Source organism: Burkholderia sp. AU19243, from assembly GCF_018148075.1.
In the GTDB taxonomy this organism is placed as follows: domain Bacteria; phylum Pseudomonadota; class Gammaproteobacteria; order Burkholderiales; family Burkholderiaceae; genus Burkholderia; species Burkholderia latens_A.
Genome location: NZ_JAGSTV010000005.1, coordinates 170,013 through 185,210, shown reverse-complemented (window position 1 = coordinate 185,210; position 15,198 = coordinate 170,013). Strand labels below are relative to the sequence as shown.

The 15,198-nt window shown below is 68.9% G+C and carries 15 protein-coding genes and 1 riboswitch; of the genes, 13 read left to right on the top strand and 2 right to left on the bottom strand.

All coding sequences use genetic code 11. The annotated features are described in order from the left end of the window. Positions 1-11: 11 nt before the first annotated feature. Positions 12-202: riboswitch (cobalamin riboswitch) on the bottom strand. 205 nt (positions 203-407) lie between these two features. From cbiE to cobM, 4 genes are read left to right on the top strand one after another with little or no spacing between them, the layout of a single operon-like run. After that, positions 408-1,643 (top strand): precorrin-6y C5,15-methyltransferase (decarboxylating) subunit CbiE, encoded by a 1,236-nt coding sequence (cbiE, locus tag KDW55_RS12170; protein ID WP_209824293.1) that lies wholly within the window; start codon positions 408-410, stop codon positions 1,641-1,643. Further along, positions 1,643-2,731: a cobalt-precorrin-5B (C(1))-methyltransferase gene (locus KDW55_RS12165; protein WP_040144190.1), complete on the top strand. Its 1,089-nt coding sequence runs from the start codon at positions 1,643-1,645 to the stop codon at positions 2,729-2,731. The genes cbiE and KDW55_RS12165 overlap by 1 nt, the downstream gene beginning before the upstream one ends. Beyond that, on the top strand, positions 2,728-3,459 hold the full coding sequence (locus tag KDW55_RS12160; protein ID WP_212160630.1) for a cobalt-precorrin-6A reductase: 732 nt from the start codon (positions 2,728-2,730) through the stop codon (positions 3,457-3,459). The genes KDW55_RS12165 and KDW55_RS12160 overlap by 4 nt, the downstream gene beginning before the upstream one ends. A 43-nt stretch (positions 3,460-3,502) precedes the next feature. After that, on the top strand, positions 3,503-4,231 hold the full coding sequence (cobM, locus tag KDW55_RS12155; protein ID WP_069241399.1) for a precorrin-4 C(11)-methyltransferase: 729 nt from the start codon (positions 3,503-3,505) through the stop codon (positions 4,229-4,231). A gap of 279 nt (positions 4,232-4,510) precedes the next feature. Here the strand turns inward: cobM and KDW55_RS12150 are convergent, their stop codons facing one another. Then, positions 4,511-5,707 carry an MFS transporter gene (locus KDW55_RS12150; RefSeq protein ID WP_040144193.1) on the bottom strand — a complete coding sequence of 399 codons (1,197 nt, stop codon included), beginning with the start codon at positions 5,705-5,707 and terminating at the stop codon, positions 4,511-4,513. Between the two features lie 131 nt (positions 5,708-5,838). Between KDW55_RS12150 and KDW55_RS12145 the strand changes: the two genes are divergently transcribed. Then, complete coding sequence (locus KDW55_RS12145; RefSeq protein ID WP_040144194.1) at positions 5,839-6,351, top strand: MarR family transcriptional regulator; 513 nt, start codon at positions 5,839-5,841, stop codon at positions 6,349-6,351. A gap of 204 nt (positions 6,352-6,555) precedes the next feature. On the opposite strand, the gene KDW55_RS12140 is transcribed toward KDW55_RS12145, so the two are convergent. Further along, a complete protein-coding gene (locus KDW55_RS12140; protein ID WP_069241402.1) occupies positions 6,556-7,260 on the bottom strand; it encodes a glutathione S-transferase N-terminal domain-containing protein in 705 nt (234 codons plus the stop codon). A 531-nt stretch (positions 7,261-7,791) separates the two neighbouring features. Between KDW55_RS12140 and KDW55_RS12135 the strand changes: the two genes are divergently transcribed. The 8 genes from KDW55_RS12135 (at position 7,792) to KDW55_RS12100 (ending at position 15,184) form a co-directional block, all read left to right on the top strand. Continuing rightward, complete coding sequence (locus KDW55_RS12135) at positions 7,792-8,955, top strand: extracellular solute-binding protein (protein ID WP_212160629.1); 1,164 nt, start codon at positions 7,792-7,794, stop codon at positions 8,953-8,955. Positions 8,956-9,004: 49 nt separating this feature from the next. Next, positions 9,005-10,084, top strand: coding sequence for an ABC transporter ATP-binding protein (locus KDW55_RS12130; RefSeq protein ID WP_040144197.1), 1,080 nt, complete (start codon positions 9,005-9,007; stop codon positions 10,082-10,084). Between the two features lie 49 nt (positions 10,085-10,133). Continuing rightward, a complete protein-coding gene (locus KDW55_RS12125) occupies positions 10,134-11,006 on the top strand; it encodes a sugar ABC transporter permease (RefSeq protein WP_040144198.1) in 873 nt (290 codons plus the stop codon). Further along, on the top strand, positions 11,006-11,929 hold the full coding sequence (locus KDW55_RS12120) for an ABC transporter permease (protein WP_059544105.1): 924 nt from the start codon (positions 11,006-11,008) through the stop codon (positions 11,927-11,929). The genes KDW55_RS12125 and KDW55_RS12120 overlap by 1 nt, the downstream gene beginning before the upstream one ends. Positions 11,930-12,064: 135 nt before the next feature. Next, on the top strand, positions 12,065-12,502 hold the full coding sequence (locus tag KDW55_RS12115) for a hypothetical protein (protein WP_212160628.1): 438 nt from the start codon (positions 12,065-12,067) through the stop codon (positions 12,500-12,502). Between the two features lie 450 nt (positions 12,503-12,952). Then, a complete protein-coding gene (locus tag KDW55_RS12110) occupies positions 12,953-13,192 on the top strand; it encodes a hypothetical protein (RefSeq protein ID WP_212160627.1) in 240 nt (79 codons plus the stop codon). A gap of 133 nt (positions 13,193-13,325) precedes the next feature. Further along, positions 13,326-13,538, top strand: a complete 213-nt coding sequence (locus KDW55_RS12105; RefSeq protein ID WP_040144202.1) for a hypothetical protein — start codon at positions 13,326-13,328, stop codon at positions 13,536-13,538. Positions 13,539-13,993: 455 nt separating this feature from the next. After that, positions 13,994-15,184: a CaiB/BaiF CoA-transferase family protein gene (locus KDW55_RS12100; protein WP_069241959.1), complete on the top strand. Its 1,191-nt coding sequence runs from the start codon at positions 13,994-13,996 to the stop codon at positions 15,182-15,184. Positions 15,185-15,198: the final 14 nt, after the last annotated feature.

Sequence of the window (15,198 nt, the reverse complement as noted above, 5' to 3'; positions counted from 1 at the left end):
GCAGACTGGCACGCACGCACTTTCAGGCCGGCAGGTCTCCTGGCTGACAGGTCGACGCCTGCTCCCGGCCTTCCCGGTGAAACCAGTGGCATGAGGGGGAGTCGGCTCGCTGTCTACAGTTGCGGGGGCAGCCACAGCGGCGCGCGGCGCGCCCTGTGTTCCCTCTTCGGCCCCGAAGGGCACCGGCGAACGAACGGCCGTAGCATACCCGATTTCACCGGCGCTCCGCGACCGTCGAGCGGGCAGCGCGAGCGCGGCGGGGCGCCGCTCGGCCGCGGCGGATCCGCAGATGAAACGCGCGAGGGAACACGGTACCATGCCGACTTTCGCAATGCGGAGCGCCGCGCCGGCTTCACGGCACGGCGGGCGCGCGCGACTCGATGGAAACGGACGATGGGGAACGGTGCATGACGGCGTGGCTGACGGTAGTGGGCATCGGCGACGACGGTTACGCGGGGCTCGGGCGCAGCGCGCGACGTGCGCTGCTCGATGCGACGCGGGTCGTCGGCGCGAGCCGGCACCTCGACATGCTGCCCGCGCGGTTGCGGGCCGAGCGCGAAGCGTGGCCGTCGCCGTTCGACGTGTCCGGCCTGCTCGCGCGCCGCGGCGCGCCCGTGTGCGTGCTCGCGAGCGGCGACCCGATGCTGTTCGGCGTCGGCGCGACGCTCGCTCGCGCGCTTGCGCCGGACGAATGGCGCGTGCTGCCCGCACCGTCGTCGCTGTCGCTGGCGGCCGCGCGGCTCGGCTGGGCGCTGCAGGACGTCGGCGCGGTATCGCTCGTCGGCCGGCCGCTCGCGACGCTCGCGCGGCATCTGCTGCCGGGCCGGCGTCTGTTCGTGCTGAGCGCCGACGGCCGCACGCCGGCGACGGTCGCGGCCGAACTCGCCGCACGCGGTTTCGGCCCGACACGCATCAGCGTGTTCGAACATCTGGGCGGCCCGCTCGAGCGGCGGATCGACGGCCTCGCGCAGGACTGGAACGTCGACGAGACCGCCGCGCTCAATCTCGTCGCGCTCGACTGCGCGGCCGGCCCCGATGCGCCGCGCCGCGCGCTGACGCCCGGCTTGCCCGACGACGCGTACCGCCACGACGGCCAGCTCACCAAACGCGACATGCGCGCACTGACGCTCGGGCGGCTCGCGCCCGCACCCGGCGAACTGCTGTGGGACGTCGGCGCCGGCAGCGGCTCGGTCGGCATCGAATGGATGCGTGCGCATCCATCGTGCCAGGCAATCGCAATCGAATCGCACGCGGAGCGGCAGCGCTTCATCGAGCACAATCGCGACGCGCTGGGCGTGCCGGGCCTGCAACTCGTTGCCGGACGCGCGCCCGATGCGCTCGCGGGCCTCGCCGCGCCCGACGCGATCTTCATCGGCGGCGGCGCGACCGCGGCCGGCGTGCTAGACGCATGCTGGTCGGCGCTGAAACCCGGCGGCAGGCTCGTCGCGAATGCGGTCACGCTGCAGGGCGAGCTCGCACTCGCCGCGTGGCGCGATGCGCACGGCGGCACGCTCACGCGCGTGTCGCTCGCGCATGCCGAGCCGCTCGGCCGCTTCGACACGTGGCGGCAACCGTTGCCCGTCACGCTGTACGACGTGCGCAAGCCCGATTCCAGCGCAGCGGACTTCGCGGAATTCGCGTGATGCGCGACGAAACCCCCGAACAACCGGCGCCGCTGCGCTTCGGCTACACGACCGGCAGCTGCGCAACCGCGACGTCGCTCGCCGCTGCGCGCCTGCTGCTAACGGGGCACGCCGGCGATGCGGTCGAGATCGTACTGCCGAAAGGGCAGCGCGTGATGATGCGGCTCGAGTTCTGCCGAACCACGGCCGGCGGCGCCGAGGCTGGCACGATCAAGGATGCCGGCGACGATCCGGACGTCACGCACGGCGCGCTGATTTTCGCGCGCGTCGCGCTGGCCGCCGCGCCCGGCGTGCGTTTTCATGCGGGGCCGGGCGTCGGCACGGTCACGCGCGCGGGGCTCACGCTGCCGGTCGGCGAACCCGCGATCAATCCGGTGCCGCGCCAGATGATGACCACGCACCTCGACGCGCTCGCCGCCGAATGCGGCTATGGCGGCGGCTTCGACGTGACGATCGGCGTCGACGGCGGCGAGGCGCTCGCGTTGAAGACGATGAACCCGCGCCTGGGCATCGTCGGCGGATTGTCGATCCTCGGCACGACCGGCATCGTGCGCCCGTTCTCGTGCTCCGCGTATATCGCGTCGATCCACCAGGGCATCGACGTCGCGCGCGCGAACGGCATCGCGCATATCGCCGCGTGCACCGGCAATGCGAGCGAGGATGCGATGCGTGCGCACTACGGCCTGCCCGACATCGCGCTGATCGAAATGGGCGACTTCGCCGGTGCGGTGCTCAAGCACCTGCGCCGGGCGCCGATTGGGCGCGTATCGATGTGCGGCGGCTTCGGCAAGCTGAGCAAGCTCGCGGCCGGGCATCTCGATCTGCACAGCCGGCATTCGAGCATCGACCTGCCGCTGCTCGCGCAGTGGGCCGGAGAAGCTGGCGCGAACGATGCGCTGCAGACCGCGATGCGCGCGGCGAACACCAGCCAGGAAGCGCTGAAGCTCGCGCTCGCGGAAAACGTGCCGCTCGGCGACATCGTGTGCGCACACGCGCTGCGGATCGCGCGCGACATCGTGCCGGCGTCGGTCGCGATCGAGATGTTCGCGATCGACCGGCAGGGCCGTTTCGTCGGACGCGCACGATGAGCGCGCGCATCCTGTTGCTCGGCGGCACCGGCGACGCGCTGAAGGTCGCGCGTGCGCTCGAACCGCACGACGTATATAGCCTCGCGGGCCTCGGCAAGGTGCCCGACGACTTGCGCTGTGGCGTACGCGTCGGCGGATTCGGCGGAGCGGCAGCGCTCGCCGCGTACCTGCGCAGCGCCGGCATCGGCCTCGTGATCGACGCAACGCATCCGTACGCGGCCCGGATCAGCGCGAACGCCGCGGCCGCCTCACGCGACGCGGGCGTGCCGTTGTGGGCGCTGCGCCGTGCGCCGTGGACGCCGCGCCCAGGCGACGACTGGCGAATGGTCGACGACTGGGCCGGCATCGAGGCCGCGCTTGCGCCGTTCCGGCGGCCGCTGTTCACGCTCGGGCGCGAACCGCTCGCGCATCTCGACGCGATCCCGCCGCACCAGTTCTGGCTCGTGCGCTGCCTCGATTCGCATCCGGGCAACGCGCGTGCGCAAGTCGTCGCCGCGCGCGGGCCGTTCACGCTCGACGGCGAACGCGCGCTGTTCGCGCTCGCGGGCATCGACGTCGTCGTCAGCAAGAACAGCGGCGGCGCCGCGACCGAGGCCAAGCTCGACGTCGCGCGCGAGCGCAGGCTGCCGGTCGTGATGCTGAAACGGCCGCCGCTGCCCGACGCCGATCGCACATTCGACTCGCCCAGCGAGCTGCTCGCTGCGCTCGACCCGGCCGCGCGCGCGTGATGCGACGCGAACGGCCGCCCCCAGAATTCACGGAGAATTTTCGATGACGGTGTATTTCATCGGTGCCGGCCCCGGCGACCCGGAGTTGATCACGGTGAAGGGCCAGCGCCTCGTGCGCACGTGCCCGGTGATCCTGTATGCGGGTTCGCTCGTGCCGCCCGCCGTGCTCGACGGGCATCGGGCGGAGCAGGTCGTCAATACGGCCGAGCTCGACCTCGATGCGATCGTCGCACTGCTCGCCGACGCGCATGCGAAAGGGCAGGACGTCGCGCGCGTGCACTCGGGCGACCCGTCGTTGTATGGCGCGATCGGCGAACAGATCCGCCGGCTCAAGACGCTCGGGATTCCATACGAAATCGTGCCGGGCGTGACGGCCACGGCCGCATGCGCGGCGGCGCTCGGCGTCGAGCTGACGCTGCCCGGCATCGCGCAGACGGTGATTCTCACGCGCTTCGCAGGCAAGACGACGATGCCGGAAGGCGAAGCGCTCGGTTCGCTCGCCGCGCATCGCGCGACGCTCGCGGTCCATCTCGGCGTGCGGCATCTCGCGCGGATCGTCGACGAAGTGCTGCCGCATTACGGGCCCGAGTGCCCGGTCGCGGTGATCTATCGCGCGAGCTGGCCAGATGAGGAACGCGTGACCGGGACGCTCGCCGATATCGTCGACAAGGTGCAGGGCACGCAGATCGAGCGTACCGCGCTGATCCTGATCGGGCGCGTGCTGGATGCGCAAGGATTCGCGGATTCGACGCTGTATGCGAGCGCCGGCTGATCGCGAACGGAACCGACGGAACCGGATGCGAGGCGGGTTGACGTCATCCCCGCGCTGACGCCGGGCCAGTCCCCGCAGCGCATCGCGAGCTGCGCGTCACCCGTTCAGTCAGCAGCGAACGGCCGGCGCGTGTCGGCGGTGCGCCGAAGAAACACCGGCAACGCGTGACGATCTGCGTATGTCCGCGTATGTGTCGCCGGCGACGTCGCGCACGTGTGCCGCGGCGCCTGTCCGACCGGCGGCGCACAGGCGGCGGGCGCCTGACGCAACGCCCGCTGCCTACGCGCGCGCAACGCGCCGCGCGAACGTCGGCGCAAACCCTGCTGCGAGTGCGAACAGTACGACACAGAGGCAGGCCATCGCGATCCAGGCGGGCGACAAATCAGCGAGTTGCTGCCGCACGACGCCCGCCGCGAACGGAAACAGTCCCGCGATCAGATAGCCGACACCCTGGACGAAACCCGTCAGCGATGCCGCATCGGCGGGCGTCGCCGCATGATCGACCGTGACGATCAGCGACAGTGGAAAAAGCGCACCGATGCCGGCTCCGAGCAGCAACGCGGCCGGCAACGCGAGCGCCTGCGGCGCGGCCAACATCACCAGCAATCCAGCGAGAAGCGATGCGATCGCCGCGTGCAACGCGGGCCGACGATCGGGGAAGCGATCGATCGTCGCCGAGATTGCCAGGCCCGCGACGACTTCCGCGAGCGTCACGCCGCCGAGCAGGCTGCCGGCCGCGGTCGCGGACCAGCCAAGCCGCATGTAGTACGGCGGCAACCATGCCAGCACGAGCGTGTACGCGCCGGTCGCGATCCCGAAGAACAGCGCGAGCCGCCATGCGCGCGGCGAGCGTGACGGCCCGACCTGCGGCACCGGCGCCGATGCCAGCGCCGAACTCGCCGTAGGTGCCGACGCGTCGCCGCCGCGGCCGGCGAACGACCATGCAACCGCCGCAATAGCGGCCGGCAGCGCCCAGCCCGCCAGCGCCACCTGCCAGCCCCAGCGCGCCGCGACCAACGGTGCGACGACGCTCGCGAGCACCGCACCGCCCATGATCGACGTCGAGTACACCCCCATCGCGCCGCCGATCCGCGCCGCGAAATGCGCTTTCACGAAGCCGGGCAGTAACGCCTGCACCATCGCGATGCCGAGGCCCGCGCAGCACGCGCTCGCAAGCAGCAGCCACGCGTGCTGCGCGCCGGCGCGCGACACGCACGCAAGTCCGATCAGCGCGACGCCGACCCACACACCCCCTGCGATGCCCGTCATCCGTTGCAGCCGGCGCGCGCCCAATGCACCGAGTCCCATCAGCAGAATCGGAATGGTAGTCAGCAGGCTTGCCGCGCTGTCGCCAATGCCCGTCGCGCGCTGGATCATGTCGAGCAGCGGGCCGACTGCCGCCAGCGCCGGCCGCAGGTTCAGCCCGACCAGCACAATCGCGGCAAGCCGCCATCCGGGAGAAGTGAAGGAGATCATCTGGAGTGGCCCTCGATATCGATGCACGGCATCCCGTCGGTCGCAGTGCGTTTTCAGGTAAAGTATCTCGACATCAAGATAAATCGCGATTTATCTCGACGTCAAGATAACTACCGGGCCGAGGAGGGTTAATGGATCGAGCCGCACATGCGCTCGCACAATGGCGCGTCGAGCGACCGGATCTGGATGCATCGTCGATGCTGGTGATTGGACGGCTGCAGGAGGCCGCGCTCGTCATCGCGCGCGACGGACTGAATCCGCTGTTCGCGCGCTACGGGATGCAGCCGGGCGAATTCGACGTGCTGGCGACGCTGCGGCGCAGCGGTGCGCCGTTCGCGCTGACGCCGACGTCGCTATACGACGCGCTGATGATGTCGTCGGGCGGCATGACCGCGCGCATCGACCGGTTGCAGAAGGCGGGCTGGGTCGAACGCCGGCCGAATCCGGACGACGGTCGCGGCACGCTGGTCGCGCTGACCGACGCCGGCCGCGCGCTGATCGACGATGCGGTGGTCGCGCACGTCGACAATCAGCGCGCGATGCTGGCTTCGCTGTCGGAAGCCGAACAGGTGCAACTGTCGGCGCTGCTGGAAAAGCTGCTGGCGGGATTGACGGGACCGGCGTCGGCGACGACCGAAAGATGACCGGGCCGCCTGATCACGCCGAACGCAGCGCGCGGCCAGAAGCGGAAAACGCCGGAAAACGCGGAAAACGGAAGGAAGCGGCCCGCTGCGCGGTGCAGCGGGCCGCCTGTGGAATGAACGTCGAACGCCCGTGGCCCGCACTGAACGGCCATGCGGCGGGCACGCAGGCAGCGGGCCGCGCCCGCTGCACGAAACAGTCGCGCGTCAGTCGCGTGCCGGGATATTGAGCCCGCGCGCAACGGCCGGACGCGCGACGAACGCGTCGAGCGCTCGCGCGACATGCCGGAACTCGCTGAAGCCGACGAGATCGCCCGCCTCGTAGAAGCCGACGAGGTTGCGCACCCACGGGAAGATCGCGATGTCGGCGATCGTGTACGTATCGCCCATCACCCAGTTGCGGTTCGCGAGATGCGCGTCGAGCACGCCGAGCAGCCGCTTCGATTCGGCGACGTAGCGGTCGCGCGGACGCTTGTCCTCGTAGTCGCGGCCCGCGAATTTATGGAAGAAGCCGACCTGGCCGAACATCGGGCCGATGCCGCCCATCTGGAACATCACCCACTGGATCGTCTCGTAGCGGCCCGCCAGATCCTTCGGGATCAACTGGCCAGTCTTGTCCGCGAGATAGATGAGGATCGCCCCCGATTCGAACAGCGGCAGCGGCCGGCCGTCGGGACCGTTCGGGTCGATGATCGCCGGAATCTTGTTGTTCGGATTCAGCGACAGGAATTCGGGCGACAGTTGGTCGTTCGTGTCGAAGCGCACGAGGTGCGGCTCGTACGGCAGGCCGGTCTCCTCGAGCATGATCGACACCTTGACGCCGTTCGGCGTCGGCAACGAATAAAGCTGGAGACGGTCGGGATGCTGGGCCGGCCATTTTTTCGTGATCGGGAAGGCGGACAGATCGGGCATGAAGGTTCGCTCGTCAATGTGAAGAATCCGCGCTCCGCCGGCTCGCCGCGCGATACTGCCCGCGGCCAGGACGGCAGCGCGGACGGGGCGACCGCGAGGGCAGGCACGCGGGGCGCGCCGAAAACGCCAACTGTAGCCGATCCCCGTGATCGCTGCAGACGGCGGCGATACGTGCCACGGGCTGCGGCCGTGTACGCGTCGTGTCATGGCGCCATGCACGCGTGTGCGGGCGTCGCGGCGCCCGGTGCACCGGTGATGCTGGGCGCGCACTGCGCTGCACGGAGGTGACGACTGCCGGCGCCGCCCGCGTGAACCGATTGCATTGCGGCGCACCCCGATATACGACGTCCTAACACATTACGGGCTGAACGTGCCATGGGATCGCGCGATGTCCAAACCGTCGACAATCGGAAGGTTGTTGTTAGGGAAATTCCCGCCCCGCGCCGCTCGGTTTTTTGTTGACCGACATCGTATAACGCCGTCATGATTTCCTGAAAGAACGGTCCCATCCACCGACCGAAGCGAGGAGACATGAACACAACCACGATCGCGCGCCGCGCCCGCCGGATCGCGCTGGCGCTGGGCCTGACGCTGTCGGCGGCGGCCGTCGCGGCGTCGGTGTCGCTGAACGTCGTCGACGTCGCGGGCAACCTGCAGCTCACGCAGAAGGCCATCGACGCGTTCAAGGAAAAGAACCCGAATCTCGTCGCGAACGTCACGTTCACGAACGCGCCCGCGCCGCAGCTGCCGGGCAAGATCAAGGCGATGCAGGCGGCGGGACGCGCGGACATCGATCTGGTACTGACCGGCACCGACGCGCTGGCCGCCGGCATCGAACAGAACCTGTGGCTGAAGCTGCTGCCCGACAACGCAAGCGCATTTCCCGGCGTGCTCGACAAGTACGCGCCGGGCCCGCGCAAGATGCAGGATCTCGCGCAGGGGTTCGGCCTCGAAGTGACCTACATGCCGGCCGGCCCGCTGCTCGAATACAACCCGGCGAAGGTCAGCGATCCGCCGAAGACGCCCGACCAGCTGCTCGCGTGGTGCAAGGCGCATCCGAACAAGCTCATTTACGCGCGCCCGGCGAACTCCGGCCCCGGACGCACGTTCCTGATGGGGCTGCCATACGTGCTCGGCGACAAGGATCCGCATGATCCGATCAACGGCTGGGACAAGACCTGGGCGTTCCTGAAACAGTTGAACGAATGCGTGCCGTACTACCCGGGCGGCACGTCGGCGGTGATGAAGGAGCTCGGCGAAGGCACGCGCGACATGACCGTCACCGTCACCGGCTGGGACCTGAACCCGCGGGCGCTCGGCATCGTGCCGGCCGACTTCCGGGTCCAGGCGTTCGACAACATGACATGGGTCAACGACGCCCACTACATGGTGATCCCGAAGGGCGTGCCGAAGGACAAGCTCGACGTGCTGTTCAAGCTGATGAATTTCCTGCTCGAACCGGCACAGCAGGCGATGACCTACGACGACGGTTATTTCTACCCGGGCCCGGCAGTGAAGGGCGTGACGCTCGAGATGGCGCCCGCGCACAGCCAGGAAGTGATCAGGAAATTCGGCCGCCCCGAGTACGCGAAACTCCTCGCGGATCGTCCGCACGTGCAACCGCTCAGCGCGCAGGCGATGGTCGCCGCATTCCAGAAGTGGGACCGCGAAATCGGTTCGCAGAAGTCGAAATGACGGATGAACCCGCGGGCGCGCGAGCGCCCGCGCCGACGGAGTTCGCGTAATGAAGCACAGTTTCGAACGGTTGCGGCTCGATGGCGTGTGCCGCAGCTTCACCAACGCGGAGGGCGCGCAGGTCGCCGCACTGAACGGGCTCGATCTCGACATCCGCCGCGGCGAATTCATCGCGCTGCTCGGCCCGTCGGGCTGCGGCAAGTCGACCGCGCTGAACTGCATCGCCGGGCTGCAGCCGCTCACGAGCGGCGGCATCTGGCTCGACGACACGCGCATCGACGTGCTGCCGCCCGAGCGCCGCGGCTTCGGGATGGTGTTCCAGAACTACGCGCTGTTTCCGCACATGTCGGTGCTCGACAACGTCGGCTTCGGCCTGAAGATGCGCGGCGTGCCGAAGCAGGAGACACGGCGGCGCGCGCAGCAGGCGCTCGAACTCGTGCAGCTCGTCGGCCATGAGGGCAAGTTGCCCGGGCAACTGTCGGGCGGCCAGCAGCAGCGCGTCGCGATCGCGCGTGCGATCGTCATCGAGCCGCCGCTGGTGCTGATGGACGAGCCGCTGTCGAACCTCGACACGAAGCTGCGCATCGAGATGCGCGCGGAGATCCGACGCATCCACACGCAGCTCGAACGCGCGACGATCTACGTCACGCACGATCAGGACGAGGCGCTGTCGATGGCCGACCGGATCGTCGTGATGAAGGAGGGCGTCGTACAGCAGGTCGCGTCGCCGAAGGACGTATATACGCGCCCGCACAACCTGCACGTCGCGCGCTTCATGGGCTATCGCAACGTGCTGCCGTTCACGCTGGAAGGAATGGCCGGCGACTACGTGAACGTCGGTTCGGCCGGTGTGCGTATCGCCGGTGTGCCGATGGCCGGCTTCGACGGCAAGGACGTGCTGGTCGCGCTGCGCCCCGACGACATCGAGCGTGCGGCACCGGGCGCCGACAACGCGTTCGATGCGACCGTCGAGACGGTGGAGTACGGCGGCCGCGACTCGCTGGTTCGTGCGATCGCGCCGTTCGGCGCGATCTGGGCCCGCATGGCTGGCGAATTCTCGCCAGGCGAGCCGCTGCGGCTGCGCGTGGCGCCGGCGCGCACGCTCGTCTATCCGGGAGGCGGGCAATGACCGGCCCGCGCCACCCGGCGGGCGCGGCGGCGCACGGCCCGGAGGCCGCATGAGCACGCTCGCGACCGGCGGCGCGCCGCGCGACGCGAAGGCGTGGCTCGTCACGCCCGCGCTCGCGTTCATCGTCGCGCTGTTCATCTACCCGTTCGCATACGGTCTCGTGCTGTCGTTCCAGCCGATGAACGGCGGCGGCGCGCTAGCGAACTACGTGCAGTTCTTCACCGACACCGCGATGTGGCCGACGGTGCTCGTCACGCTGAAGCTCGCGGTGCCGGCGACGCTGATCAACGTCGGGATCTCGGTGCCCGTCGCGTTCGCGCTGCGCCGCAATTCGCCGTACCAGAAGTTCGTGACGACATTGCTCGTGATTCCGGTCACGCTTGGCACGGTGCTCGTCGCGGACGGGATGCTCACGTACTTCGGCCCGAACGGCTGGTTCCCGCAAGCGCTGCAGGGGCTGCATCTGTACACGGACGAAGTGCGCCTCACGCACAACTACTGGGGCGTGCTGTTGTCACTGATCGTGTCTGGGTTTCCGTTCGCATTCCTGCTGATGCTGTCGTACATCAGCGGCATCGACCCGACGCTCGCGCGCGCCGCGGCCACGCTCGGTGCGAATCCATGGCAGCAGTTCCGGCGGATTTACTTGCCGCTGCTCGTGCCGGGGCTCACGATGGCCGCCTGCCTGTCGTTCGTGCAGGCGTTTTCGGTGTTCCCGTCGGCCGTACTGCTCGGCGCGCCGGCCGGGCCGACGCGCGTGATTTCGATCGCAGCCGCCGAAGCCGCGTTCGAGAGCTACGACTATTCGCTCGCGTCGGCGATCGCGATCGTGATGGGCTTCGTGCAGTTGCTGGTGGTCGCATCGATGCTCGGCGCACGCCGCTTTTTCTATACCGGTCCGGTCACGGGAGGCAAGGGCTGATGGCGACCGACAATCACGCAGCGCCGGCGTGGCCGCCGAAGCACAGCCCGCCCGGCGCCCAGCCCGTCAACGCGATGAAGCCGCAAAAGATGCGCGGCAACTTGGCCGGCCGTGCGTGGAAGGCGCTCGTATGGGGGCTGATGGCGTTCTTCCTGCTGAACGTGATGCTGCTGATTGCGACCGTCGCGGTGAACTCGATCGCGACGCGCTGGTTCGGCACGCCGCTGCCGCAGGGCTTCACGCTGCACTGGTATGCGAAGGCGTGGGAAGACTTCCAGCTTGCGAGCGTGCTGTGGGTGACGGTCGAGGTGGTCGGCGCGGTGGTGCTGCTGTCGGTCGCGCTCGGTGTGCCGGCCGCGTATGCGCTCGCGCGCGTGCAGTTCCGCGGCAAGCGGTTCGCGCTGCTGGTGTTCCTGCTGCCGTTGATGGTGCCGCCCGTTACCTACGGCATTCCGATGGCGACCGTGATGTACAAGGTCGGACTCGCCGGCACGCTGCCGGGCGTGATCCTGGCAAACCTCGTGCCGGCGCTGCCGTTCGTGATCCTCGTGATGACGCCGTTCATCGAGCAGATCGATCCGAATCTCGAGGCCGCCGCGCGCATCTTCGGCGCGAACACGTGGCGCTATTTCCGCTACGTCCTGCTGCCGTTGCTGGTGCCCGGCATGCTCGCGGCGGGGCTGCTCGTGCTCGTGCGCACGATCGGGATGTTCGAGTTGACGTTTTTCACCGCGGGCCCGAGCACGCAGACGCTCGTCGTCGCGCTGTATTACGCGGTCTTCTCGACCGGCGTGCGCGCGCCGCAGTCGATCGACGCGATGGCGATGATCTATATGGCGATCACGCTCGTGTGGGTCGTGATCGCGCTGCAGTTCGTCAGCCCGACGCAACTCGTCAGCCGGGTGAAACAGGAGCGGCAGTAGCCGGCGGTGCAATCGGTTACAAATGGATACCGCGAACCGCGCGTGGACGTTGCAGACTACGCGGCGTACCGGCTTGGCAATGCACGCCCTCGCATCGCCGCATGCCGCCCGACGTTCACCGATTCACGGAATTCCATGAAGCTTCAAACGCTGCTGACGCTCGGCTGTGCCGCCACGCTGCTCGCCGCCTGCAACCTGATCCACGATGGCCCCGCCTCGAGCGACGTCGACGCCGCCGTGCGCCGTGCGCTCGACGCGGAAAACCACGGCGGCCTGAACGCGCTGTTCGGCCAGCCGCTGCCCGTATCGGCCGATGTGATCTCGGCGAAGCCCGACGGCGACTGCCGAAAGGCTCGCGAACGCACGTACACGTGCGACGTCGTGGTCACGTGGCGCAATTCCGACTATGCGCCGTCGCGCGCGAACCTCACGTTCGTGCAGGGCGCCGACGGGTCGTGGCAAACGTCCGGCGTCGACGCCGCCATCGCGACCGGTGCCGCGAAGTCGCTGATCGACAAGATCGGCAACGCGTGGCCGGGGAGTGCGGCCCGCGGCGCGTCGACGCCGCAGTAAAGTCGCCGGCGGCATTTTTCGCCGGCTCCGCGCATCCATGCGGATCATCGACGACGATGCGATGACGCGCATGCTGGTGGTGGAAAACGCTGGAGCCCGAAGGCTTTCGCGTCGAGGAAGCGACGGAGCCGGACGAAGGCATCGCCGCGTTCCTGCGGCATCGCCCCGCGGTCGTGCTGCCCGATGTCGCGAAATGCCCGGCGGCGACGGCTTCGACGGTTGCCGCGCGCTGCGTGCGTTGCCGGAGGGGCACCGCGTGCCCATCGTCATGCTCACGGGGGAATGACGACGACGCATCGATCGCCCGTGCGTTCGACGCCGGCGCGACCGATTTCGTGTCGGAGCCGATCCGCTGGAAGCTGCCGGGCTACCGGATCCGCTATCTGCTGCGCGTGTCCGGAATCGGCCTGCTGCAGCGCGCAAAGGCGCTACACGGACATCGTGAGGTTTTTGCTGTCCAGCTGCGGAGAAGGGCAATCGATCGCCGACGCCCGTGGCGACGACCCGGTCCAAAAGCTGCTGTTCAAGCCATCGGACGTCGCGCTGCTGCACAAGCACATCGTCGAATCGTTCCAGCGATTCGAGCACGACTCGCCGAACCACGGGATCGGAGTGGGCGCGGGTCGCTTGGGCTCGCACCGGACTCCGTTCCGGGCGGTCGATGCGCCGGAACCGCGCGAGCGGGCTTGAGGCCGAGCGCAGCGGCGGGGCGGCCGGCGGCGATTTAAGGGCGCGACCACAGGTGATGGCCGGTATGCGAACGGGGTGATAGGGAAAACCCTTATTCGCGGGTATAATGGCGGCCTAGCAGAAAGGTCGAATCATGCCTGAACGTTTCCAATCCCTTGAAAAGTTTGTGTTTTCCCTGGTCGTGATGTCGGCGGTCGCGTGCTCCGCATTCCTTGCGTACGAGCGCCACCCGGAGATCAAGATTGCGTTGCACGAAGGCGAAGCGCTGATGCGCGAAAGCGCCAAGTACTCGGTCATTTGCTCGCCGTCCAAGGTCGATCCTTGCGTCGAGATGTCGGCCTACTGAACTCCGCCTCGCAGGCCACTCACCACTGATTTGCCCCCGCGCGCGGCCTGCGTCCGCGCTCGCGCGGGCCACGCCTCGCGCATCGGTGCGCAGCGCTGCACCGCTCCCGCATCGCCCCAGCTCTGTCTCCCGCGCTTTCCTCCATTCCATCGCGGCTCGCGTCCTGTCCGCAGCGCGTCGGCACGCCGTCATGTCTGCACCCGCTGCGTACCGGCGTGCCGCTGCCCCTCAAATCTTCCGGCGACGACATCGAGCCGCCCGCATTGCGTCGTCAGTCGCCCGCACGACGTGCGGCATCGCGGTAAGCGCCGGATGCGACAGACCGACCGGACCGCGTGAAACCGCCATGCCTTTCCGCCCGGGAAAGGCTGGTTGAGCATCGATCGATTTTCGCGGGCTCCGAACGCCGTCATGATCGCCGTCATCGACAACACGCTTTTTCATCGGAGACAGCCATGACGAGACCGCTGGACGGCATCCGCGTACTGGAACTCGGCCAGTTGATCGCCGGGCCGTTCGCAGGCCGGATGCTCGCCGAATTCGGCGCGGACGTGATCAAGGTCGAGCCGCCCGGCGTCGGCGACCCGCTGCGCAAATGGCGGCTGATGCACGACGGCACGTCGGTCTGGTGGGCTGTGCAGTCGCGCAACAAGCGCTCGGTCGCGCTCGACCTGCGCACGCCCGAAGGGCAGGACGTCGTGCGGCGCCTCGTCGCCGAAACGGACGTGCTGATCGAGAATTTCCGCCCGGGCACGCTGGAGGGCTGGGGGCTCGGCTGGGACGTGCTGTCCGACATCAACCCCGGCCTGGTGATGCTGCGCGTGTCCGGTTTCGGCCAGACCGGCCCGTATCGCGACCGGCCCGGCTTCGGCGTGATCGCGGAGGCAATGGGCGGCCTGCGGCACCTGAGCGGCGAACCGGGCCGCACGCCGGTGCGCGTCGGCGTGTCGCTCGGCGATTCGCTGTCGGCGCTGCACGGCGTGATCGGCATCCTGCTCGCGCTGCGGCATCGCGATCTGCAGGGCGGCAACGGTCAGGTCGTCGACGTCGCGCTGTACGAATCGGTGTTCAACATGATGGAAAGCCTGCTGCCCGAATACGCGGCGTTCGGCGCGGTGCGCCAGGCGGCCGGCAGCAGTCTGCCCGGCATCGCCCCGAGCAACGCGTACCGGTGTCGGGACGGCCGGTACGCGCTGATCGCGGGCAATGGCGACAGCATCTTCCGGCGCCTGATGGAGGTGATCGGGCGCCCCGATCTCGGCAACGACCCGGCGCTCGCCCACAACGACGGGCGTGTCGCGCAGGTCGCGCGCATCGATGCGGCGATCGGCGAATGGAGCGCGCGGCGCGACCTCGACGACGTACTGGCCGCGCTGAACGACGCGCGCATCCCGTCCGGGCGCATCTACGACGTGGCCGACATCGCGGCCGACCCGCATTACCGCGCGCGCGACATGATCGTCGACGCCGCGCTGCCCGACGGCACGCCCGTGCTCGTGCCGGGCGTCGTGCCGAAGCTCGGCGCGACGCCGGGATCCATCGAGCGTCCGGCACCGGCACTCGGCGCCGATACGGGCGCGGTGCTCGAATCGCTCGGCATCGACGCCGCGACACGCGCCGACTGGCGTGCGCGCGGCGTGATCTGAATTCGCCGAGGCGA